The sequence below is a fragment of the Flavobacterium sp. AC274 genome, assembly GCF_979258275.1.
In genome coordinates this window covers 46794-68866 of record NZ_OZ409852.1, presented here as the reverse complement: position 1 = coordinate 68866, position 22073 = coordinate 46794, and the positions used below count along the sequence as shown (strand labels likewise).

17 protein-coding genes and 4 pseudogenes are annotated in these 22073 nt (G+C 32.3%); 8 read left to right on the top strand and 13 right to left on the bottom strand.

The features are described from left to right. Positions 1 to 49 precede the first annotated feature (49 nt). Positions 50 to 505 (bottom strand): GAF domain-containing protein, encoded by a 456-nt coding sequence (locus tag ACZZZT_RS00280; protein WP_042566101.1) that lies wholly within the window; start codon positions 503 to 505, stop codon positions 50 to 52. Positions 506 to 560: 55 nt separating this feature from the next. Between ACZZZT_RS00280 and xrtF the strand changes: the two genes are divergently transcribed. The 6 genes and pseudogenes from xrtF to ACZZZT_RS00250 all read left to right on the top strand — a co-directional run bounded on the left by xrtF (position 561) and on the right by ACZZZT_RS00250 (position 5324). Beyond that, on the top strand, positions 561 to 1112 hold the full coding sequence (gene xrtF, locus ACZZZT_RS00275; protein ID WP_463459057.1) for an exosortase family protein XrtF: 552 nt from the start codon (positions 561 to 563) through the stop codon (positions 1110 to 1112). After that, positions 1102 to 1548 (top strand): exosortase F system-associated membrane protein, encoded by a 447-nt coding sequence (locus tag ACZZZT_RS00270; protein ID WP_042566103.1) that lies wholly within the window; start codon positions 1102 to 1104, stop codon positions 1546 to 1548. The genes xrtF and ACZZZT_RS00270 overlap by 11 nt, the downstream gene beginning before the upstream one ends. Positions 1549 to 1592: 44 nt before the next feature. Further along, positions 1593 to 1990, top strand: a pseudogene (locus ACZZZT_RS00265) (HYC_CC_PP family protein). 104 nt (positions 1991 to 2094) lie between these two features. Beyond that, positions 2095 to 4101 (top strand): TonB-dependent receptor plug domain-containing protein, encoded by a 2007-nt coding sequence (locus tag ACZZZT_RS00260; protein WP_463459056.1) that lies wholly within the window; start codon positions 2095 to 2097, stop codon positions 4099 to 4101. A gap of 70 nt (positions 4102 to 4171) precedes the next feature. Beyond that, a pseudogene (locus ACZZZT_RS00255) lies at positions 4172 to 4512 on the top strand (heavy-metal-associated domain-containing protein). A 131-nt stretch (positions 4513 to 4643) separates the two neighbouring features. Further along, positions 4644 to 5324 carry a DedA family protein gene (locus tag ACZZZT_RS00250; RefSeq protein WP_042566107.1) on the top strand — a complete coding sequence of 227 codons (681 nt, stop codon included), beginning with the start codon at positions 4644 to 4646 and terminating at the stop codon, positions 5322 to 5324. A gap of 191 nt (positions 5325 to 5515) precedes the next feature. Here ACZZZT_RS00250 and rodA read toward each other — a convergent pair whose 3' ends face one another. From rodA to purH, 6 genes are all read right to left on the bottom strand, one after another. Next, positions 5516 to 6751, bottom strand: coding sequence for a rod shape-determining protein RodA (gene rodA, locus ACZZZT_RS00245; protein WP_042566108.1), 1236 nt, complete (start codon positions 6749 to 6751; stop codon positions 5516 to 5518). Between the two features lie 15 nt (positions 6752 to 6766). Further along, positions 6767 to 8734, bottom strand: a complete 1968-nt coding sequence (mrdA, locus tag ACZZZT_RS00240) for a penicillin-binding protein 2 (RefSeq protein WP_463459055.1) — start codon at positions 8732 to 8734, stop codon at positions 6767 to 6769. Further along, on the bottom strand, positions 8731 to 9237 hold the full coding sequence (locus ACZZZT_RS00235; RefSeq protein WP_073394874.1) for a rod shape-determining protein MreD: 507 nt from the start codon (positions 9235 to 9237) through the stop codon (positions 8731 to 8733). The genes mrdA and ACZZZT_RS00235 overlap by 4 nt, the downstream gene beginning before the upstream one ends. Continuing rightward, entirely contained in the window at positions 9230 to 10054 is an 825-nt protein-coding gene (mreC, locus tag ACZZZT_RS00230; protein ID WP_042566111.1) for a rod shape-determining protein MreC, read from the bottom strand. The genes ACZZZT_RS00235 and mreC overlap by 8 nt, the downstream gene beginning before the upstream one ends. A 111-nt stretch (positions 10055 to 10165) precedes the next feature. Beyond that, positions 10166 to 11194 carry a rod shape-determining protein gene (locus ACZZZT_RS00225; protein ID WP_007804822.1) on the bottom strand — a complete coding sequence of 343 codons (1029 nt, stop codon included), beginning with the start codon at positions 11192 to 11194 and terminating at the stop codon, positions 10166 to 10168. Between the two features lie 56 nt (positions 11195 to 11250). Further along, entirely contained in the window at positions 11251 to 12777 is a 1527-nt protein-coding gene (purH, locus tag ACZZZT_RS00220) for a bifunctional phosphoribosylaminoimidazolecarboxamide formyltransferase/IMP cyclohydrolase (RefSeq protein WP_463459054.1), read from the bottom strand. A 164-nt stretch (positions 12778 to 12941) separates the two neighbouring features. On the opposite strand from purH, the gene ACZZZT_RS00215 reads away from it, so the two are divergent. Beyond that, positions 12942 to 14189 carry an ABC transporter permease gene (locus tag ACZZZT_RS00215; protein ID WP_463459053.1) on the top strand — a complete coding sequence of 416 codons (1248 nt, stop codon included), beginning with the start codon at positions 12942 to 12944 and terminating at the stop codon, positions 14187 to 14189. 43 nt (positions 14190 to 14232) lie between these two features. Here the strand turns inward: ACZZZT_RS00215 and ACZZZT_RS00210 are convergent, their stop codons facing one another. The 4 genes and pseudogenes from ACZZZT_RS00210 to tamL form a co-directional block, all read right to left on the bottom strand. Continuing rightward, positions 14233 to 14826 carry a hypothetical protein gene (locus ACZZZT_RS00210; RefSeq protein WP_463459052.1) on the bottom strand — a complete coding sequence of 198 codons (594 nt, stop codon included), beginning with the start codon at positions 14824 to 14826 and terminating at the stop codon, positions 14233 to 14235. Between the two features lie 83 nt (positions 14827 to 14909). Beyond that, positions 14910 to 15764 (bottom strand): acetyl-CoA carboxylase, carboxyltransferase subunit beta, encoded by an 855-nt coding sequence (accD, locus tag ACZZZT_RS00205; RefSeq protein ID WP_042566115.1) that lies wholly within the window; start codon positions 15762 to 15764, stop codon positions 14910 to 14912. A 74-nt stretch (positions 15765 to 15838) separates the two neighbouring features. Beyond that, on the bottom strand, positions 15839 to 16906 hold the full coding sequence (fbaA, locus tag ACZZZT_RS00200) for a class II fructose-bisphosphate aldolase (protein ID WP_042566116.1): 1068 nt from the start codon (positions 16904 to 16906) through the stop codon (positions 15839 to 15841). 60 nt (positions 16907 to 16966) lie between these two features. After that, positions 16967 to 19519: pseudogene (gene tamL, locus ACZZZT_RS00195) on the bottom strand (translocation and assembly module lipoprotein TamL). Positions 19520 to 19556: 37 nt separating this feature from the next. Between tamL and ACZZZT_RS00190 the strand changes: the two are divergent. Beyond that, positions 19557 to 20285, top strand: a complete 729-nt coding sequence (locus ACZZZT_RS00190) for a TrmH family RNA methyltransferase (RefSeq protein WP_042566118.1) — start codon at positions 19557 to 19559, stop codon at positions 20283 to 20285. Between the two features lie 9 nt (positions 20286 to 20294). Here the strand turns inward: ACZZZT_RS00190 and porT are convergent, their stop codons facing one another. Both porT and ubiE read right to left on the bottom strand, forming a co-directional pair. Continuing rightward, a complete protein-coding gene (gene porT, locus ACZZZT_RS00185) occupies positions 20295 to 21008 on the bottom strand; it encodes a type IX secretion/gliding motility protein PorT/SprT (protein WP_042566119.1) in 714 nt (237 codons plus the stop codon). 1 nt (position 21009) lies between these two features. Then, positions 21010 to 21740, bottom strand: a pseudogene (gene ubiE, locus ACZZZT_RS00180) (bifunctional demethylmenaquinone methyltransferase/2-methoxy-6-polyprenyl-1,4-benzoquinol methylase UbiE). Positions 21741 to 22073: the final 333 nt, after the last annotated feature.

Genomic DNA, 22073 nt, shown 5'->3' with positions numbered 1-22073 from the left:
TAATATGTTTCTCTTCATTCAGTTCTATTTTTTATTAAAAATAGCCCTTTTAGAATAGTTTAGCAACTTCTTGATTTACAAATTCTAAAAATCGTTCATCAGCCTCTGTAAAAGGATCTATAACATGGCTGTCAATATCAATCTGACCAATATTTACACCGTTTACAAATAAAGGAACAACGATTTCAGACTTTACTGTAAAGCTGCATGCAATATAATTATCCTGAGCAGCAACATCAGGTACTACAAAATTGGCATTACTTTCTGCAACCTGTCCACAAATTCCTTTTCCAAACGGAATCACAGTATGATCTGTTTCTGCACCAACATAAGGGCCTAAATGAAGGGTTTTGTTTTCGTGATTGGCAAAATAAAAACCAACCCAGTTATAATATTCTACATTTGCATTTAATAATTGACAAATTGCCAAAAGTTTTTCGTCTCTAACAATGTTGTTTTCAGCTACTATAGCGCTTATTTTCGGTTGTAATTCCTGAAATGTCATGGTATAAAAATTTTATACAAAAGTATTTAAAGCCGAAGTTAAAAAATATATAAATTTGAAAAAAAATCCTTTGAGAAAATATTTATTACAATTCAAGCCATTTCTAATTTTTATTAGCACTTTTTTTGGTGTTTATATATTGCTTACGGTAGTTTATAAATTCTATTTGAATAGTTTTGAAATCAATGATGTTGACGGAATAACAAATGTTGTTGGTCATAATGTTAACCAGTTAATGGATTTGTTTAATTGTGATATTAAAATTTTCAAAAGTATTACGAATCCTTATATAGAGGTTTGGTACAACAAAAGATATACATTGAGAATCATAGAAGGCTGTAATGCCATAAGTGTTATTATATTATTTATATCTTTTGTAGTTGCATTTTCAGGAAAATTTAAAACCACTTTGTTTTTTATTCTTTTTGGAATCCTTATCATATATCTGTTAAATGTAATTCGAATTGCATTACTAACGGTGTTATTATTTCATTTCCCCGAAAAAGAACATATTCTGCATGGAGTTCTTTTTCCATTAGTTATTTACGGAGTAGTTTTTATTTTGTGGATCATTTGGGTGAATAAATTTTCAAAGTATGCTAAATAACATATTCGAACATAAGTGGAAAATTATAATAGCAATTGTAATTGTAACCTGTTTCGGAATTATCAGAGCTTTTGAAAATCAGCTTTTTTATGATCCTTTTTTAGTTTATTTTGAATCTGATTTTAAAAGTTTGCCTTTTCCCGAAGTTGACCTTTTGAGGCTTTTTGGAGGACTTTTATTTCGGTATTTTTTGAATACAGTATTGTCTTTAGTGTTAATTTATTCTTTGTTTGAAGATGTTGAGATAATTAAATTCAGTTCCGTTTTATACGTCTTTTTTTTATTGCTGCTTTTTGGTATGTTTTTCACAATCCTGAAATTTTATCCGGAAGGAAGTTGGATCCTTTTCTATGTAAGACGATTTATTATTCAGCCAATATTTGTGCTGTTATTTATTCCGGCTTTTTATTATCAGCAGCAAAATCTCAAAAAATAACATTTTTTTGCGCTTTTCCGAAGCTTTTTAAATAGTTTTGCAATATGAATTTAAAAAAGTGCACAGGACTATTTTTAGCTTTCCTATTGTTGGTTTCCAACATTGGGTTTGCTTTTGATGTGCATTATTGCGGAGGAAAAATTGCTTCTGTTTCATTAAATACCACAGCTTCTGTTTCCTCTGAAAAAAATGCTGTGGAGCATCCGAAAAAAAATCTTCTTGTTGTAAAGACAAAGTAGTTCATTTTGAAAAAAAATCAGATGATGCCACTATCAAAATATTCTTTTTTCAAATTGCTTTTCCTGCAATAATTCAGGAATTTAAACCAATTGCTTTTTTATCAATTCCTATTTTCAAAAGCAATCAAATCACTTCGTATTATTCTGATGCGAATGCGCCGCCTTTATATCAATTATATCAACAATATATTTTTTACGCCTGATTTTAATGTTTAGAATCAAGCCTGACTTTGGCTTGTGATTCCCTGTTTTTATTTCTTGTGAGAATTCAAAAACAGCATTTTCTAAATAATTAAAATCATTTTTTATGCAAAAAAATATCATGCTTTTTGTGATGACTTTGCTTTCTGTTTCTGTGTTTTCGCAAGAAGATTTGGAGGAAGTGAAAGTTACAAAAAAGCAAAAAGGAATAAAAAAATCCTATACGCTTACGGCAAATACAGCAACAATTACCAGTAAAGAATTACTCAAAGCTGCGTGTTGTAATCTGGCCGAAAGTTTCGAAACAAATCCATCTATTGATGTCAATTTTTCTGATGCTTTAACAGGAACCAAACAAATTAAAATGTTGGGTTTAACAAGTCCGTATTTAATGATTACCGAAGAAAATATCCCTTCAGTCCGCGGTGCTTCTCAGGTTTACGGATTATCATTTACGCCCGGAACCTGGATAGAAAGTGTTCAGATTACAAAAGGGGCAGGAAGTGTTATTAATGGTTACGAAAGTATTTCGGGACAAATAAACACAGAGCTTTTAAAACCGTTAAGCGATATTCCGTTTTTTCTGAATGCCTACGGTTCTACAGATTCGCGGTTTGAGCTAAATACGCATTTCAATAAAAAATTATCTGATAAATGGGCAACAAGTTTGTTTGTACACGGAAATACGCGAGTAGCGAAGAATGATATGAACGATGACGGATTTTTAGATAATCCGTTAGGGAAACAAATCAATGTTTTGAACAGATATCAGTATTATGATCCTGAAAGTGGATTGGTGAGTTTTATCAATTTCAGATATATGAATGATAAAAAACAAACCGGAGAAGTCGATTTTGATAAAGACAGAGATCGCGGTACAACTAATTACTGGGGATCAGAAATTAATACCGAACGTTTTGAGGTTTCTACCAAAATAGGTTATGTCTTTAAAGATATGCCTTACCAGAGTATCGGTTTTCAAAATGCTTTTAACAGTCATAATCAAAATTCTTACTTTGGTTTAAATCAATATGATATTAAGCAAAATAGTTATTATTCGAATTTAATTTTCAATTCGATTATCAATAATACCAAACATAAATTCACAACGGGTTTAAATTTTACTTACGATCAATATCAGGAATTTGTGAATGTAAACGATTATAGCCGAATTGATAATTCAGTTGGGGCATTTTTTGAATATACATATGACAATACCGATAATTTTAGTTTGATTTTAGGAGGAAGGGTTGATAATCATAACCGTCTTGGTTTTTTCGTAACGCCACGTTTACACATGCGATACAATCCTTGGAAAAATGGAGTAATTCGTTTTTCTGCCGGAAGAGGAAAACGTTCTGCCAATATTTTTGCCGAAAATCAACAGCTTTTTGCGAGTTCAAGAACTTTTTCAATTTTAGATAATAACGGAAAAACGTATGGACTAAATCCTGAAATTGCATGGAATTATGGTATTAGTTTCTCTCAAAAATTTAAACTTTTTAATAAAAATGCCGATGCAGGTTTTGATTTTTACAGAACCGATTTTCAAAATCAGGCCGTTGTCGATTTAATGCAAAGTCCGCAGGAAGTTTTGTTTTATAATTTAAAAGGAAATTCATTTGCGAATAGCCTGCAGGTTGAGTTTAATTATGAGTTAGCACATAATCTGAATTTGCGTACCGCTTATAAATATTATGACATTCAGACCGATTATTTGCGAGGAACTTTTCAGCGCCCGTTGCAGGCCAAACATCGTTTTTTAGGAAATTTGGAATACGAAACCAATCTTAACGATGGTAAACAATGGAAATTTGATTATACTTTTAACTGGTCAGGAAAACAACAATTGCCATACACGGCTACAAACCCTGCTGCAGATCAATTTCCTGATTTTTCTCCTTCTTATGCTGTGATGAATATTCAGGTGACAAGAGTTTTTTCTCCTGTTTTTGAAGTTTATATTGGTGGAGAAAATATTGGAAACTATAAACAAGAAAAAGCTATTTTAGGAGCAGATAATCCTTTTGGTCCAAATTTTGACGCTTCGATTGCATATGCACCTATTTACGGACAAATGTATTATGCAGGATTACGATTTAAAATAAAATAATTCAATAGCAATGTCAATGTCAATATTGATATCAATTTTAAAAATCAATTCAATAACAACAAATAATAATATGAAAAATTTAATTTTAATTGCGATGATCACTTTTTTGGGATTTTCGGCACAAGCCCAAACTAAAAAAATAAGAATTTTAAATATACAACAGAGGTAAACGGAAATTGTGAGCAATGCAAAAAACGAATCGAAAAAGCGGCTTATAGTGTTCCTGGCGTAAAAACAGCCAACTGGGATATTAATACACATCAATTAAGTGTAATATTAAATGAAGAGAAATCTTCGCCTGCTGATTTAAATAAAGCCATTGCCAAAGTCGGTCATGACACAAAAGAAGTAAAAGCAACTCAGGAAGATTACGATAATTTGCACTCTTGTTGTAAGTACGAAAGAGGTTAATAATTTAAAGCCCAGGTTTGATAGCCTGGGCTTCTTTGAATAGTTAATTTATCTTTAAAATACCGTATTTTATTGTGGTTAAAGTAAATTATTGTTACTTTCACCAACTATAAATGTAACCAAACCATTTTATGAATAATTTTGATTGGACCCAATTAATTAACCCTGAATTTTATATTACTTTAAGCATCGGAGGTTTCCAAATTGGTTTGTATATTGTTTTGTTTATAGTTTTTGCCGAAACAGGACTTTTTGCTGGTTTTTTTCTTCCCGGAGATAGTTTGTTGTTTTTAGCAGGTATTTACAGTCGTGATTTAATTCAAAATGTAGTTTATATTCCAAGTGATTTTATAAATGTTTTTATACTTTCAATTTTGGTTGCTATAATGGGAGTTCTTGGAAATATGACCGGTTATTGGTTTGGTGCTAAAAGCGGATATTATTTATTTAAAAAAGAAGATTCTTTCTGGTTCAAAAAGAAATATTTGTTACAGTCAAAAGATTTCTTTGAAAAATATGGAGGAAAAGCTATTATCTACGCTAGGTTTTTGCCTATTTTTAGAACTTTCGCTCCAATTATTGCAGGTATAGTTTCGATGGACAAAAAGAAATTTATGTTTTATAATGTTCTGAGTTCAGTTTTATGGTCCTTCTTATTGATTTTTTCCGGACATTACTTATATGGAGTGTTTTTAAAACAAGGAATTAATTTAAAAGAGCATATTGAATATATCATCATTATAATTGTAATAATCTCTACATTCCCGGTTCTTCTTAAATTATTAAAGAAAAGACCAATTGAAAAAATATAATTGAAATCATATATAGTAAGAAGTCCGAAGTTTTAAACTCCGGACTTTTTTTATACAACAAATTTGATCTGTAGCTATTTGTTATTTATGAAAGCAAAGAATGATAAATAAAAAAATCCAAGTAAAATAGAACTTGGATTTTTTTATATCAATTGGAATTTGGAATTTAAAAATTGAAATTTAATGTATGTTTACCATTCATTAACCTTGTTAGCATCCATTTTTAAGAAGATAAACAATAAAATAGTGAATCCCCAAAGTCCGGAACCTCCATACGAAAAGAACGGCAACGGAACCCCGATAGTAGGGAAGATACCCACAACCATTGCTATATTTACAAAAAAGTGAATAAACAGAATTCCTGCAACGCAATAACCATAAACCCGGCTAAACTTCGTCTTCTGTCTTTCGGCTAAATAAATCACTCTTAAAAGCAATCCGGCAAAAAGAAGAATAACAACAAGTGATCCGGCAAAACCCCATTCTTCTCCAACGGTTGTAAAAATATAATCGGTATGTTGCTCCGGTACAAAACCTCCTTTGGTTTGAGTTCCTTCTAAAAAGCCTTTTCCTATCCAACCGCCAGATCCAATCGCAATTTCAGATTGATTGGTATTGTATCCGATACCTTTCATGTCAACTGTTTTTCCTAGTAAAATATTAAAACGGTCTCTATGATGCTGTTTAAAAACGTTGTCAAAAACATAATCGACAGATAAAACAAAACCTGAAATCAAAGCCAAAAGTATCGTGCTTAAAAGTAGATTTCGATCTACTGCCCGGCCTTTAAAATGTATAATTATTAATACTCCTAAAGAAATTAGTATAACAACATAAGGTTCTAAAACCAGCGTTAATACAAATAATAATATAGTTATAAAGCCTGTCCAGACGTACCATGAAGGTAATCCTTCTCTAAACAAAACGACAATAAAAATACTATAGATTAAAGCACTTCCGGGATCGGGTTGTGGTAAAATTAAAAGCACGGGCAAAAACACAATGGCCAATGCCTGAATTTGTCTGTTTGTTTCCTTTAAGTTAATTTGACTGTCACTTAAATATTTGGCCAAAGCCAATGATGTTGCCGCTTTTGCAAACTCAGATGGCTGAATTGTAAAACTTCCAATAGCATACCAGCATCTTTGTCCGGCTATTGTTTTTCCAAAAAGAAACAATCCCGCTAAGGATAACAAGGAAACACCAAATATAATACTGGCGTATTTTTCGTAAAACTTACCGTCTACAAACAGAACAACAAGTATTAACGGAATAGTACAGGCAATAAATATTAATTGTTTTTCGTAAGTGCCATCTGTAGACAATAGGGAAGATGAATATATATTCAGCCAACCCAGAGTTACTAAGGCAATGTAGATAAAGACACTTATCCAATCAATATTATTTTTTACACTTTGATTTCTCATTTGAAATAACCCTTATTAGTTCTCTTTAGTAGTGTCTACGGCTGTTTTTTTAATTTCTGTTTTTGGAGCTGTTGGTACTTTTGGCACCACTATTTTAGCTTTTAAGACAGAATCTTTTGGAGTAGATTCGATAGCGCTTGCTTCGTTCATTCCTCCTAATTTGGCATATTCGCTGGCTAAGCTTTTATTTAATACGCGAACCTCCAGATCTGTTCGGGTAATTTTCTTTCTTAGATATTTTTCTATCATCAAACTGGCAATTGGTCCCGCAACGGTAGCACCAAAACCTCCGTTTTCAATCATAATTGCAATAGCAATTTTCGGATTGTCTTTTGGGGCAAAGGCTACAAATATAGAGTGATCTTTAAGCTGTGTTCTTTTTCCGTTTATTTTAGCGAAATTTTCTGCTGTACCCGTTTTTCCGCAAATATCAATGCCATTTACCCTAAGCGCATAAGCTGTTCCTTTATTGTATACATCAAATAAACCACTTATTACAGGTGGAAAATATTTTTGATCAATTGTCGTAACATGCTTGGTAGTAAATTTAGCATCAATTTTTTTGCCTTCAATCTTTTTAATGATATGAGGTGTGTAATAATAACCTTGATTGGCAACTGTTGCCATCATATTGGCAAGTTGTATTGGCGTCATTAAAACTTCTCCCTGACCAATTGAATTTGATACAATTGTTGTGCTTCTCCAACCTCCATTAGGATATATTTTTTTGTATGTTTTAGAAGTTGGTATGTTTCCTTTTTTACCTGTAGGTAAATCATAGCCCATAAACTGACCTAATCCAAAACTTTTTACGTGATTACTCCAAACATCAACAGCTTTTCCCGGATCAGAATATTTATTAATAGTTAACATGTATGCATTTGCAAAATAAGTGTTACAGGAATTATAAATTCCGTTATGCAATTGATGCGGACCAAAACCGTGACATTTCATAAAACGTCCTCTACCGTAACTAAATCCGTGGTGGCACATAAAGGATGTTTGCTCATTGATAACGCCTTCTTGCAATGCTACCAAACCGGTTAAGATTTTGAATGGTGAACCCGGAGGATATTCTGCCAGAAGTCCTCTGTCATATAAAGGTTTTGCAATAGAATCGTGATATAAAAGCGTGTAATTTTTAGATCTTTGTCTTCCAACCAAAATACCCGGATCATACGATGGAGCAGTTACCAAAGCCAGAATTTCACCTGTTTTAGGTTCAATGGCTACAATTCCGCCTCTTTTATTAATCATTAGTTCTTCGCCATATTTTTGAAGTTCGGCATCAATTGTTAAGTTGATATCTTCTCCGGCAACGGCAATAGTATCATATTTACCGTCCTTATAAGAACCAATTTCTCGGTTGTATTTGTCTTTCTGAATGTATTTTACACCTTTTATACCGCGCAAAATTTCTTCGTAGCTTTGCTCAACCCCTTGTTTTCCAATTAAATCTCCACTATTATAGTATGGGTTTTTTGCAACTAATCTTTCGTCTACCTGCGTTATAAAACCAAAAATATTTGCACCATAATCTACTTCGTAATCACGAAGCGATCTTTTCTGGAAATAGAAACCCTCATATTTTCTGATCTTTTCCTGAAAGGCAGCAAACTCTGATTTGTTTAATTGTGCAAGAAAAACAGATGGTAATCGTGGGCTATATACTTTTGCCTTTGCAATTCTCTTATAATATTCTTCGGGAGTAATGCTTAGTAAATTACAAAATTCAGTAACATTAAGATTTTCCTTGATTTCTCTCGGAATAACCATAATGTCATAAGAAGCCTGATTGGCTACCAATAATTTTCCATTTCGGTCATATATATATCCTCTTTCAGGATAATCATACGCCTTTTTTATTGCATTATTTTCTGATTTTAATTTGAATGAATCATCAATAATTTGCAAATAAAATATCCTGATCACTAGCAAAGATGCTGCAATAATAATTAAAGAGGGCAGCAGGACTTTTCTCATCTTCTATTGGGCTTAATAAGATAAATTATTATGATTGAAATAATTATGGTGAATATCGAACTAAATAAAGTTCTTAATAGTATGTCCCAGATAAATTTAAACTGAAAAGCTTCGAGTATAAATAGTATAATGTGATGTAATAAAACCGATACAAGAATAAACGAAAACCTTTCGGGTGTTAAAGACTCATTTAGTTTGATTGTTTGGTATTCGTAACTTAGACCAAATGAGAATTTAAAAATATAAGGCCTATAATACGCCAGAATTACACAAGCTGTTGCGTGAATTCCGCCAGAATTACAAAACATATCCATGGTAAGGCCAAGTAAGAAACTCGAAATTATTAACCCTGATTTGTTACTGTTTACCGGATAAAGAATGATATAAAGAATATACGGAAAAGGACTTATGTATCCTAAGAAATTCATATTATTAAAAATAACAACCTGAATTGCCAGTAACATTATAAACCGAAAAATATTGACTAACAATGCGCTATTCATCTTTCTCCTTTTTTTCTAAATTAATAAGTTCTTCGCGGTCTTTACTTTTAATAATATAAACATGTCCAAGATTGGTCATATCGTTAAATAGTTTTACGTTTATGACGTAAAAACTTGTCTTGTCTTTAATGTAAATTTTATCAACGGTACCAATGTTAATTCCTTCAGGGAAAATTACAGATTGGCCTCCGGTAACAATTGTATCGCCTTTTCTGATTGATGCTAATCTAGGTACATCTTCTAACTGAACATATCCGGTGCTTTTACCGTTCCAGGTTAAAGAACCAAAGTGATTTGACTTTTTGATTTTAGCATTAATCTGAGATTTCATATTCAAAATACTAACCACAGTAGAATAGTTTTTTGATGTATTATCAACCACACCAATAATTCCTAAACTGTTGATTACTCCCATATCCTGTTTCACTCCGTCTTTTGCTCCGGAATTTAAGGTAATATAGTTTTCGTGAGTGCTGTAAGAGTTATGAATTACTTTTGAAACAATGATATCAGCAGGTTTTACTCCTTTTATACTGTCAGCCAAAGGTATTTTTGTGGTGTCTTTTTTATTAAATAAAAGGCTTTTTAATCTTGCGTTTTCAAGTACCAGTTCGTCATTTTCGGTTCTTAAATTCAAATATTCATTTACGTGATTAATTTTTTCATAAACGCCTCCGCTTAAAAAATTAGCCGAACTGATTACTCTGCTTCTGTGATAGGAATGAGATTGAATTGTGAGAGCCAACGAAATACCTAAAAGCAGCAAAAACAGCAATCGATTACTGTTTCGTATAATGAAATTAAAAATTTGCTGCATTTCTTGTTCGGTTATTTTGTTTCAGGATATGCTTTAGGGCTTCAAATTTTATAAGAGCCGAATGATTCAATTCGACTCTTATAAAGATCTTTTAATTTGTTATTTAGAATCTTATTTTATTAAGATGCTTTTAAATTTTGCAATGTTTTTAAGTGCCATTCCAGTTCCACGAACTACTGCTCTTAATGGATCTTCAGCAATGTAAACAGGTAAATCTGTTTTTTGCGAAATACGTTTATCCAAACCTCTTAACATTGATCCACCACCAGCTAAATAAATACCTGTATTGTAGATATCAGCAGCTAATTCAGGAGGTGTTTGAGATAAAGTTTCCATTACAGCGTCTTCAATACGTTGAATTGATTTGTCTAATGCTTTAGCGATTTCACGGTAAGAAACATCTACTTGTTTTGGTTTACCGGTAAGTAAATCTCTACCCTGCACAGACATATCTTCAGGAGGTCCGTCTAAATCTTCGATAGCGGCTCCAATTTGAATTTTTATTTTCTCTGCAGTACTTTCTCCCACAAAAAGATTGTGTTGAGTACGCATGTAATAAACGATATCATTTGTAAAAACGTCACCTGCAATTTTCACAGATTTGTCACATACAATTCCGCCTAAAGCGATAACGGCAATTTCGGTAGTACCACCACCAATATCAACAATCATGTTTCCTTTTGGTTGCATAATATCGATACCAATACCAATTGCTGCTGCCATTGGCTCGTGAATTAAGTAAACTTCTTTTCCATTTACTCTTTCACAAGATTCTTTTACTGCTCGCATCTCAACTTCAGTAATACCAGACGGAATACATACTACCATTCTTAATGCTGGAGTAAACATTCTTTTCTTTAGTGCTGGTATGCTTTTAATGAACATATTGATCATTTTTTCTGAAGCATCAAAATCGGCAATTACACCATCCTTCAAAGGCCTTATGGTCTTGATGTTTTCATGTGTCTTACCCTGCATCATGTTAGCTTCTTTACCAACAGCAATGATTTTGCCTGATATTCTATCACGTGCAACGATTGATGGACTATCAATAACAACTTTATCATTATGAATGATTAAAGTGTTTGCGGTACCAAGGTCTATCGCAATATCCTCGGTCATGAAATCAAAAAATCCCATAAGTTTTTTAGGGGTTTAAAATGTTATAAATAATTTATCGAACAAAGTTAAACAAATTAATGTTTAAAATGACGTGTTCCTGTAAATACCATTGCAAGATTATTTTCGTTGCAATAATTTATACTTAATTCGTCTTTTATTGAACCTCCCGGCTGAATTACTGCTGTTATTCCTGCTTTTTTGGCTAATTCAACACAATCCGGAAAAGGGAAAAATGCATCACTTGCCATAGAAGCGCCGGTTAAATCAAAGCCAAAAGCTTTTGCTTTATCAACAGCCTGCACTAAAGCATCAACTCTTGATGTCTGACCTGTTCCTGACGAAATTAATGTTCCGTTTTTAGCAAAGACAATCGTATTTGATTTTGTGTTTTTGCAAATTTTTGAAGCAAATATCAAATCTTCTATTTCCTGAGCCGTAGGTTCTGTCGTAGTAACGGTTTTTAAATGCTCTTTATTATCTGTAATATTATTTCTATCCTGAATTAACAAACCATTAAGACATGTTCTTACTTGTCTTGAAGGTAATTCAACTTCATTTTGAACTAATATAATTCTGTTTTTCTTTTCTTGTAAAACTTCAATTGCATCATCATCATAACTTGGAGCAATTACAACTTCGCAAAATAATTTGTTGATTTCTTGTGCTGTAGCTAAATCAATTTTAGTATTTGCAATTAAAACTCCGCCAAAAGCAGATGTTGGATCGCAAGCCAAAGCTGCCAGATAAGCTTCGCTGATTGTTTTTCTTGAAGCTAAACCACAAGCATTGTTGTGTTTTAATATTGCAAACGTTGGACCGTCAGTTTTAAACTCGTTAATTAAGTTTACAGCCGCATCAACGTCTAATAAATTATTGTAAGATAACTCTTTTCCGTGGACTTTTTTAAACATTGCATCAAAATCTCCAAAAAAGAAACCTTTTTGATGTGGGTTTTCGCCATATCTCAAAATTTGACCGCCTGCAATACTTTCTTTGTAGATCGTTTCGTCAGTATTAAAATAGTTAAAAATAGCACCATCATAATGAGATGAAACATGAAATGCTTTTGTAGCAAACAATCTTCTGTTTTCAAGAGTTGTTGCACCGTTTTGTTCTGTAATCAAATCCAAAAGCAAACTGTATTCATTTACCGAAGCTACAATTACAGTGTCTTTGAAGTTTTTTGCACCGGCACGAATCAATGAAATTCCGCCAATATCAATTTTTTCGATAATTTCCTGTTCACTTGCACCAGAAGCAACAGTTTTTTCAAACGGATACAAATCAACAATCACCAAATCAATCTGAGGAATATCAAATTCTTTCATTTGCTGAACATCACTTTCATTATCCTGACGATTTAAAATTCCGCCAAAAATTTTTGGGTGTAATGTTTTTACTCTTCCACCAAGAATTTCAGGAAAAGAAGTAATATCTTCAACAGGAACTACCGGAATTCCAAGGTTTTTAATAAAATCTTCTGTTCCGCCAGTTGAGTAAAGTGTTACATTTTGTTCGTGTAATTTTCTAACGATTGGCTCTAGTCCATCTTTTGAAAAAACAGATATTAATGCCGATTGTATTGTTTTAGTTGTGCTCATTGTGTAGTTATGATTTTCAGACTGCAAAAGTAGTTTTTTTAAATATTATTTTAAAGGATTTAATGTAACATTATACTAAAAAAATGTACTCATGAGTAAGTTGATTTTTATTAGGTTTTTGATTTTAATTTATTGAATTTTACTTTATTGAAAAATACAAACATATGCTACTTTATCTTCGGTTATTAAAAGAAAGTCTGAGCTTTGCCATTAACGCTTTACGAAATAATAAATTGCGAACTTTATTATCATTGTTAGGTGTTACAATCGGTATATTTTCAATTATTGCTGTTCTTGCTGCTGTTGATTCTTTAGACCGAAAAATTTCTAAAGATTTGAGCAGTTTAGATAAAAATACGATTTATTTAATGAAATATTGTTTTGGGCCGTCAGAAATTCCGCAATGGAAAAGAGAGCAATTCCCGAATGTAAAATATGACGAGTACATCAACTTAAAAAATTCACTAAACAATACAGAGCAGGTTGGTTATCAATTATTCGTAAATCGTGAAAGTTTAAAATACGATTCTAAAACCGTTGCCGATGTAAATATGGTTCCGTCATCATTTGAAATGGTCGATATTGATGGCTTAAGTTTCGACAAAGGAAGATTTTACAATGAATCTGAATCAAATTCAGGAACTCCTGTAATTGTTTTAGGATATGATATTGCCAACGGACTTTTTGCAGAAAGTGATCCTATCGGAAAAAGTATTCGTTTATACGGACAGCGTTTCACCGTTATTGGGGTAATGAAGAAGCAAGGTGCAGGTTTTTTTGGAGACAGTAATGATACTTCGGTTTACTTTCCGGCAAATTTTCTTCGCAGAATGTACGGCGACAGCGATGCTATGACACCTGTAATAGTTTTAAAACCTGTAAAAGGTATCGATATGGATGCTTATAAAGCTGAAGTTGCACAAAAATTACGAGCAATTCGCGGAATGAAAGCAGGGGAGATGGATAACTTTTTCATCAATGTACTTTCCGGATTTACCGATTTTATAGATGGAATTTTAGGTCAGATGAATGTTGTAGGATGGATTATCAGTGGGTTTTCTCTTTTAGTTGGAGGTTTTGGAATCGCCAATATTATGTTTGTTTCCGTAAAAGAACGAACCAATTTAATCGGAATTCAAAAATCGCTTGGTGCTAAAAATAGATTTATTCTGTTTCAGTTTTTATTCGAAGCCATAATTCTTTCTGTAATTGGCGGAATTATCGGTTTGTTGATGGTTTGGGGAATTGCATTGATTCTAACAAAAGCACTCGATTTTGAATTCGTCTTAAGCTTTGGAAATATAATTTTAGGAACAACTCTGGCTGCTCTTATCGGATTAATTTCAGGAATTTTACCTGCGATTTCTGCAGCAAATTTGGATCCGGTTGAAGCGATTAGAACGGGAATGTAACTCTAAGATTCTGAGATGCTGAGTTGCTAAGGTTCTAAGTTTTTTATTTATGATTTAAAATTGGTTTAATGAAAGGGAAAGTAATTCTTTCGTTATCCCATTTGATGTTTTCTGAATTATAATATAAATTGTTTTTCTTGTATTTTAAAACAGTATCTTCTTCTTGAGTTGTTCTTCTTATTCCAAAGTGTCTTAATGAATTTTGATTTAAAAAAGATAATATAATGCTATTTTTTATAGTATCATTTTGAGAAGCTACAATTAGTCTTCGTTTCATCTCATTTTTGTTAGAAACATTTTGGTTGATAAAATCAGCAATACTATTATTTGGAATTTTTATAATTTCGATCGGACTGATATTGAAGAAATCTGGTATTGTATCTCCTTCTGATGGAATGCAATGCCAAGGAGTGTACTCTTTTTGATAAAAATAAAAATCACCCTTCTGATCTATTATAATATTGTTATAAGAATAAAAACCACCAGGTGGAGTAGGCATTTTTTTCTTCTTTAATTCAGTTAATAATTTTCTGTTTTCTACTGAAATTACATAAGAAATATTGTCTTGTTGATTTTCTCTCTTTTTGCAATTGCAAAGTAGAAAACAAACTATAAAACCAATAAATACTCTGCTCATAAAACTAGATTTGAAATAAAGATATAAAAAAATCCCATTTGCTTTTGCAAATGGGATTTTTTGTATTTCAGACAGTTTTAAAACTATCTAATATTGTTATTCTGAATCAAATCAATATATAAATTGATCTTATCTTTTAAATCTTTTCTTGGTGTAATAAAATCAAGGAAACCGTGTTCTAAAAGAAACTCAGCCGTTTGAAAACCTTCCGGTAAATCTTTTCCTGTAGTATCACGAACGACACGCGGACCAGCGAAACCAATCAAAGCACCTGGCTCAGAGATGTTAATGTCTCCTAACATGGCGTAAGATGCAGTTGTTCCTCCTGTAGTTGGATCAGTACATAAAGAAATGTATGGTAAACCAGCTTCGGCAAGCTGCGCAAGTTTAACAGATGTTTTTGCTAATTGCATTAATGAATAAGCTGCTTCCATCATACGAGCTCCACCAGATTTAGAAATCATTACAAAAGGCATATTGTTTTTGATCGCGTGATCAATACCTCTGGCAATTTTTTCACCTACAACAGCTCCCATAGATCCACCAATAAAGGCAAAATCCATACAGCAAATTACAAGTTCTTTTCCTTTAGATTTTCCTACTCCGGTACGTACAGCGTCTTTAAGATGTGTTTTTTCCATTACATCTTTCAATCGCTCTGCATATTTTTTTGTATCCACAAAATGCAAAGGATCTTTTGATGTCATGTTTTTATCTAACTCAACAAATTCGTTGTTGTCGAATAAAATTTCAAAATAGGTTGCGCTTCCAATTCTAACGTGAAAATCATCTTCCGGACTAACAAATAAGTTTCGGGCTAATTCGTCAGCGTCAATAATTTTTCCAGTAGGAGATTTGTACCACAATCCTTTCGGAACGTCCATCTTATCTTCTGTAGCGGTTGTAATCCCTTTTTCCTGTCTTTTAAACCAAGCCATATTTTTTGTTTTTTTTGTTTCAGGTTTAAAGTTTAAAGTTGCGAAACTTGAAACCTGAAACTTTAAACTTTTAATTATAGTGTATTCACATTGTTTAAGTCTGCAAAAGCTTGCTCAAGTCTTGTGTTGAATGTAACTTCGCTTTCACGTACCCATTTTCTTGGGTCATAATATTTTTTGTTAGGAACATCAGCACCTTCAGGGTTACCAATTTGTGTTTTTAAATAGTCAATGTTTTTAACCATATAATCACGAATTCCTTCAGTATATGCAAATTGTAAATCTGTATCAATGTTCATTTTGATAACTCCGTAGCTAATTCCTTCTCTGATTTCTTCAAGTGTAGAACCTGAACCTCCGTGGAAAACGAAATCTACCGGGTTAGGACCAGTTTTGAATTTGTTTTGAACGAAATCCTGAGAATTTTTTAAGATTTTTGGAGTTAATTTTACGTTTCCTGGTTTGTAAACACCGTGAACGTTTCCAAAAGCTGCAGCGATAGTAAATTTAGGACTTACTTTAGATAATTCTTCGTAAGCATAAGCTACTTCTTCTGGCTGAGTGTATAATTTTGAACTGTCAACATCAGAGTTGTCAACACCATCTTCTTCACCACCTGTAATACCTAGCTCGATTTCTAATGTCATACCCATTTTACTCATTCTTGCTAAATACTCTTTACAGATCTCGATATTTTCTTCGATAGGCTCCTCAGACAAATCGATCATATGAGAACTGAATAATGGTTTTCCTGTTTCTGCAAAATGTTTTTCAGATGCATCTAACAAACCATCAATCCAAGGCAATAATTTTTTTGCGCAGTGGTCAGTATGTAAAATTACAGTAGCTCCGTAAGCTTCTGCTAATGCGTGGATATGTTTTGCTCCTGCGATTCCACCAGCGATTGCTGATTTTTCACCTGCATTAGATAATCCTTTTCCAGCATTAAATTGTGCTCCTCCGTTTGAAAATTGAATGATAACTGGCGCGTTTAGTTTTGCTGCAGTTTCAAGCACTCCATTGATTGTGCTAGACCCTGTAACATTTACTGCTGGTAAAGCAAAACCTTTTTCTTTCGCATAATTAAAAATCTCCTGAACCTGATCTCCTGTAGCTACTCCTGGTTTAATATTGTGTGCCATTGTAATTTTTTTTATAGTTGTTTTTAGTTTTTAGGTTGCAAAAATAAGAATTAATTAGCATTAGAAAGGATAATTTATTCCAAAATTTAAAACCGAGTGCCCAAAATTGTATTCTTTAAACCAACGATCTCCCTCTGGATGCGCCGGATTATAGGTCTTAAAGCCTAAATCTAAACGAATAACAAAAAAGCTTAAATCGTAACGTAAACCAAATCCTGACCCCAAAGCAATTTCTTCTAAATCGTTTAAGTTGTTGAATTTTGCTTTGTCATCAATCACATTATCGAGTACATTCCAGATATTTCCGGCGTCTGCAAAGATAGCTCCTTTGACATCTCCGAAGATTTTAAATCGAAATTCGGCACTCATTGCAATTTTCATATTGGCCTCATTAAAATCGTTCAAAGCATTTGTGCTTCCGGGACCTAACGAATAAGGCTGCCATGCACGATTATCATTAGAACCTCCCGCATAATAACTTCTTGAAAACGGAATGTAATTTGAGTTTCCAAACGGAATTGCGATTCCAAAAAGCTTCTTACTGCCAAAACTTTTTCTTTACCAAAATCCCAGTGTTTAATATAATCTAATTCGGTTTTTACATATTCTGAATATTCCAAATTAAAAATTTCATAGTTGCCGTTTGTGTTTTTAGGTAAACTCGCAACGCTCGAAATGGCTGATAATAAAGTGCCTGCAGATTCTATTTTTGTTTTAAACTGATAGAAAGTATTGTCGGCAAGATCTTTTTTTGTTGTTGTTGTAAAAGTATAACTCGTTGCCAGAATAAAATCGTTTTCTGTCAATCTTACTCTTCTTTCTTCAATACTTTCAACATCTTTATATTGTGCATCTGCCGGAGTTAATGCTGTTTGATTGTTTAAAACTTCATTAGTAAAATTTGTTGTTCCCTGGCTAATAATTAAATTTCCATTTTCATCTATGTTTGTCGCATCAGTATTGTATTGATTTGCAATTCCGTTTAATTCATTATAAGAAGAAGTATAAACTCTGTAATAATTGCCTGGATTTAAATTACGTACAAACTGTGCATTCAATAAATCAAGTTTTACTGTATTACGTCTTTTTGGAGACCAGTTATAAGATAATCCACCTGTAAAATTTTCTTTATCTAAACCAATATTTCTTTGTTTTGAAAAACCAGCTGCAATACTCGTTGAAGGAATCATTCTTTTCGGAATAATTTTTTCAGTTCCAAACGGCATCAAGATTCTTGGAAAATTAAGTTTTGTATCAATTCCGTATTCCGAAACATTAAAGAAATTATTATTTGGATTGGCCATATCTTTTGATGATCCAATATTTAAACGCGCCGAGATTTCTAAAGTTTCAGCCCTGTTAAAAACATTTCGAATCGTTTCAGATACACTGGCTCCAATTCCAAAATCTTGAATGTTAGAATGTGTAAAATCCAAAGTAGCCCCAAAACTATATTTCTTTCGTGGTGTTAAATAAACATTAGCAATTAAAGATTCTCCTGCGGGATCTCGTTTGTCGACCTCATATTGTATCGAAGGATAATTAAAAATCTTCAAATTATTCAAATATCGGGAAGAAAGAGTTGTTCGGGTATCTGAAAAAGTACTTCCCTTTGTGATAAAAATCGCATCTGTTATTGCGCGAGGTTTATACTTTAAGGTTTTGTAGCTGTATAAATTAAAGTTGTTATAAGCCGTACTATCGTTAATTTTTGTTTTTGCATTCGTTGGAGAATAATCTGTATAAATATTGACATCGCTGATTTTATACAATTTAAAAGGTTCAGTGCGGCTCGAATCTCTTTCCTGAATGTTGTTGTTTTTAATGATTAAAGTTACATCTGCCTTGTTTTGTTTACCAATCGTATCAATATTATAATTGATATAAGTTGGCTGAAAAAGTAAGCACCATGATTTCTGAAATAGGTGGTAATACGGCTTTTTCTTCCTCAAAATCAGAAGTTTTAAATTGATTTCCGGATTTTAAAAGAGAAGGTTCATTATTTGTTTTGTATAATGAATCGAGAGCAGGAGTAAGAATGTTGGTTTTAATTGAATCTAAAGTATAACCCGGTCCTGTTGTAATATTATAATTTACCTGAGCTTTTTTTCTGCCAACGCTATCAATATTATAATCTGTTTTTACATTAAAAAAACCATTATTGAAATAATAATATTTTAAACGAGTCAGGGATTTTTTTGTTTTTGCAGTGTCGATAATAACAGGTGGTTCACCGGTATTTTTTAAAAATTCGTGAATTCCTTTATATAAAAATGATTGTCCAAGACGATCTACTTGCTTTGCAGATAAAACTTTTGCCTGGCGCTCATAAAGACCTGGATTGTTTTTAAATTTTGCCTGATAAGTAGAATCAGGATTTAGATTGGCTAAATTGTACATGTTTAAACGCAATTTGTAGCCTAATAAAGTACCATTTGGTTTTTGGTACATTTGATTTGATGCTATTTCGTCGTTTGTAGACTTTCCATTAACCAGAATATTATTTTTTACAAGAAGGTTTTTTCCATCCGGAACTCTTTTTACGGCATTACAAGCAGAAATAAATATTGCTATTAGAATAAATGCTACTATTTTTGTGGAATTCTTTTTCAAGTGTTTTTTAATATTTAATTCAAAAGTACATTATTTTATGGTTAGTAAAAACCAAATAAAACTTATAACAGGTTTACATCAAAAAAAGCAACGTTTTGCAAATCAATTATTTTTTGCCGAAGGAGTAAAAGTAATTCAAGAACTCTTGCAATCCAATTTTGAATTAGAACATTTATACACAACACAAAATGATTTTGAAATAGTTGAGCCTTCAAAACGCACGCTTATTAATGAGCAGGAACTTAAAAAAATAAGTGCTTTATCAACTCCAAATTCATGTTTGGCGGTTTTTAAAATTCCTGCCGAAAATAAAATTACCGACTCTGGTTTAATTGTAGCTTTAGACGACATTCGTGATCCCGGAAATTTAGGAACCATTTTGCGTCTTTGTGATTGGTTTGGCATCAAACAAATTATTTGTTCAAAAGAAACCGTTGATATCTACAATCCCAAAGTAGTTCAGGCTACAATGGGTTCTATTACCAGAGTAAATGTAAATTATGTCGATTTGAAAACTTTTATTTCGCAAACAAAATTACCGGTTTTTGGAACTTTTATGAACGGAGAAAACATTTATCAATCTAATTTACCACAAAACGGAATCATTATTATGGGTAATGAAGCCAATGGTATTTCGGCAGAAATTGAAAAAACGGTTACCAGCCGACTCACAATTCCAAGATTTGGAGAGCTACAAAAAACGGAAAGTTTAAACGTAGCTACTGCAACAGCAATTATTCTAAGTGAATTTAAACGAAATAGTTGAAAAATTGTTTTAATGAAAAGTGAAATTTATTAAAATCGCTCTTGATTTCATAGAATCAATATTATCTGTCCACGGACTTGGCCCGTTTGCCGGATTATCACGAATTAATTCATCGGTTATACCAAACATTCCTCTAATAGAAGGTGAGAAAATAAAATATTCAGAGAAAATATCTATTCCAAAACCAAGTTCATAAGCGGCAGTCCACGGTTTAACCCTGAATTTTCCTTCATGGTTGTCATCCTTAGATTTCGAATTACTCGATAAGTTTAATGTCGTAGACATTCCGCCAACTAAATATGGGCGAATGTTTCCGGTACGCAATGATGAGAATTTTAATAGTAAAGGAAAATGTATATAAGTACTGTTTACTTCTCTTAAATAATCTTTTTGTAAAGGCATTTCAGGATAATACAAATCTCTTTTTGTGTAATACAAACCTGGCTCAAAACGCAAGTTAATGTATTCCTGCAATCTTAAATCGGCAACAACACCAACATTAAAACCAGTTGTTTTTTTTACCTGAATGTCTTGTTGAACGACATTTTTGTAATCAATTTTAAAGTCGAAACTATTGAAACCTAAATAATACCCGAAGTACAGGCGTTGTTTTTGCCAGTTTTCGAGATTAATAATAGGATCTTTGCTAAACATGTTTTTAGCAAATTGAGAATATCCTTTTGTCGTTAAGACTAATAAAAGTAAGATTACTGTTTTTTTCATACTATTTTTTAGAAGCAGAATAAATGGTTGCAACTCCAAACGTTTGTGGCATAGCCACAACATCTATAAACCCAATTTTTCTCAAAATATTGTTTAACGCTTCTCCATAAGGAAAAACAGCAGCCGATTCAGACAAATATCCATAAGCTGAATTATCTTTAGAGAATAACTTTCCTATAACGGGAAGTATGTTTTTTGTATAGAATTTATATCCTTGTTTATAAGGTGTTTTATCTGGTACCGAAGTTTCTAAGATAACAAAAACACCATTTGGTTTTAAAACTCTTAAAATTTCTGCGAAACCTTTTTCTAAATTCTCAAAGTTTCGAACTCCAAAACCAACAGTAATTGCGTCAAAATAATTATCTTCAAAAGGTATGCTTTCTGAATCCCCTAAAACTAAATCAATAACATTTGATAGTTTTTTTCTTCTACTTTCTTTTTTCCCACCTCAAGCATTCCTGCAGAAATATCCAGGCCTATAATTTTTTCAGCATTAGTTTGTGTCATTAAAATAGCAAGATCACCGGTTCCTGTCGCAATGTCAAGAATGATTTTTGGCTTTTTATCAGAAACTATTTTCAATACTTTTTTTCGCCATTTAATATCAATTCCAAAAGAAATTACGCGGTTTAAATTATCATAGTTTCCAGAGATAGTATCAAACATTTGGGCAACTTGTTCTTTTTTGCCTAGTGTAGAGTCTTTATATGGGGTTACCTTTTCAGTCATTATTTTTTATTTACGCAAATATAATACAATCTGACTTAACTGTTATGGGTTTTTTAATTTGTAAATCAAATGTTTCAGAAAAAGATTTTTAAGCTAACAATTGTCTTTTGCTTATCACGGAAAGTGGGTATTGTGAAAAAATCACGGAAAGTGGGTATTGTGGCAACAAGATTTTATTGTCACTTTTGTCCTATAAAAATATTAAAATTTTTAATGATTAATAGTTGTTGTGACTCAAATCAAATGAATACTTTTTTTGTGCTGGTAATTTCATTTGTTCTTGTAGGTAGTTTTGAAAGTATTATTTTTAATGATACTATTTTTTAAAGCGCA

Bases quoted from the DNA above. Each gene is read 5' to 3' on its own strand.
- ACZZZT_RS00270 (WP_042566103.1), top strand. From the start codon at position 1,102: ATGCTAAATAACATATTCGAACATAAGTGGAAAATTATAATAGCAATT.
- accD (WP_042566115.1), bottom strand. From the start codon at position 15,764: ATGGCTTGGTTTAAAAGACAGGAAAAAGGGATTACAACCGCTACAGAA.
- ACZZZT_RS00260 (WP_463459056.1), top strand. From the start codon at position 2,095: ATGCAAAAAAATATCATGCTTTTTGTGATGACTTTGCTTTCTGTTTCT.
- ACZZZT_RS00190 (WP_042566118.1), top strand. From the start codon at position 19,557: ATGGTTAGTAAAAACCAAATAAAACTTATAACAGGTTTACATCAAAAA.
- mreC (WP_042566111.1), bottom strand. From the start codon at position 10,054: ATGCAGCAAATTTTTAATTTCATTATACGAAACAGTAATCGATTGCTG.
- ACZZZT_RS00280 (WP_042566101.1), bottom strand. From the start codon at position 505: ATGACATTTCAGGAATTACAACCGAAAATAAGCGCTATAGTAGCTGAA.
- fbaA (WP_042566116.1), bottom strand. From the start codon at position 16,906: ATGGCACACAATATTAAACCAGGAGTAGCTACAGGAGATCAGGTTCAG.
- ACZZZT_RS00250 (WP_042566107.1), top strand. From the start codon at position 4,644: ATGAATAATTTTGATTGGACCCAATTAATTAACCCTGAATTTTATATT.
- ACZZZT_RS00215 (WP_463459053.1), top strand. From the start codon at position 12,942: ATGCTACTTTATCTTCGGTTATTAAAAGAAAGTCTGAGCTTTGCCATT.
- ACZZZT_RS00225 (WP_007804822.1), bottom strand. From the start codon at position 11,194: ATGGGATTTTTTGATTTCATGACCGAGGATATTGCGATAGACCTTGGT.
- purH (WP_463459054.1), bottom strand. From the start codon at position 12,777: ATGAGCACAACTAAAACAATACAATCGGCATTAATATCTGTTTTTTCA.
- porT (WP_042566119.1), bottom strand. From the start codon at position 21,008: ATGAAAAAAACAGTAATCTTACTTTTATTAGTCTTAACGACAAAAGGA.
- rodA (WP_042566108.1), bottom strand. From the start codon at position 6,751: ATGAGAAATCAAAGTGTAAAAAATAATATTGATTGGATAAGTGTCTTT.
- ACZZZT_RS00235 (WP_073394874.1), bottom strand. From the start codon at position 9,237: ATGAATAGCGCATTGTTAGTCAATATTTTTCGGTTTATAATGTTACTG.
- mrdA (WP_463459055.1), bottom strand. From the start codon at position 8,734: ATGAGAAAAGTCCTGCTGCCCTCTTTAATTATTATTGCAGCATCTTTG.
- ACZZZT_RS00210 (WP_463459052.1), bottom strand. From the start codon at position 14,826: ATGAGCAGAGTATTTATTGGTTTTATAGTTTGTTTTCTACTTTGCAAT.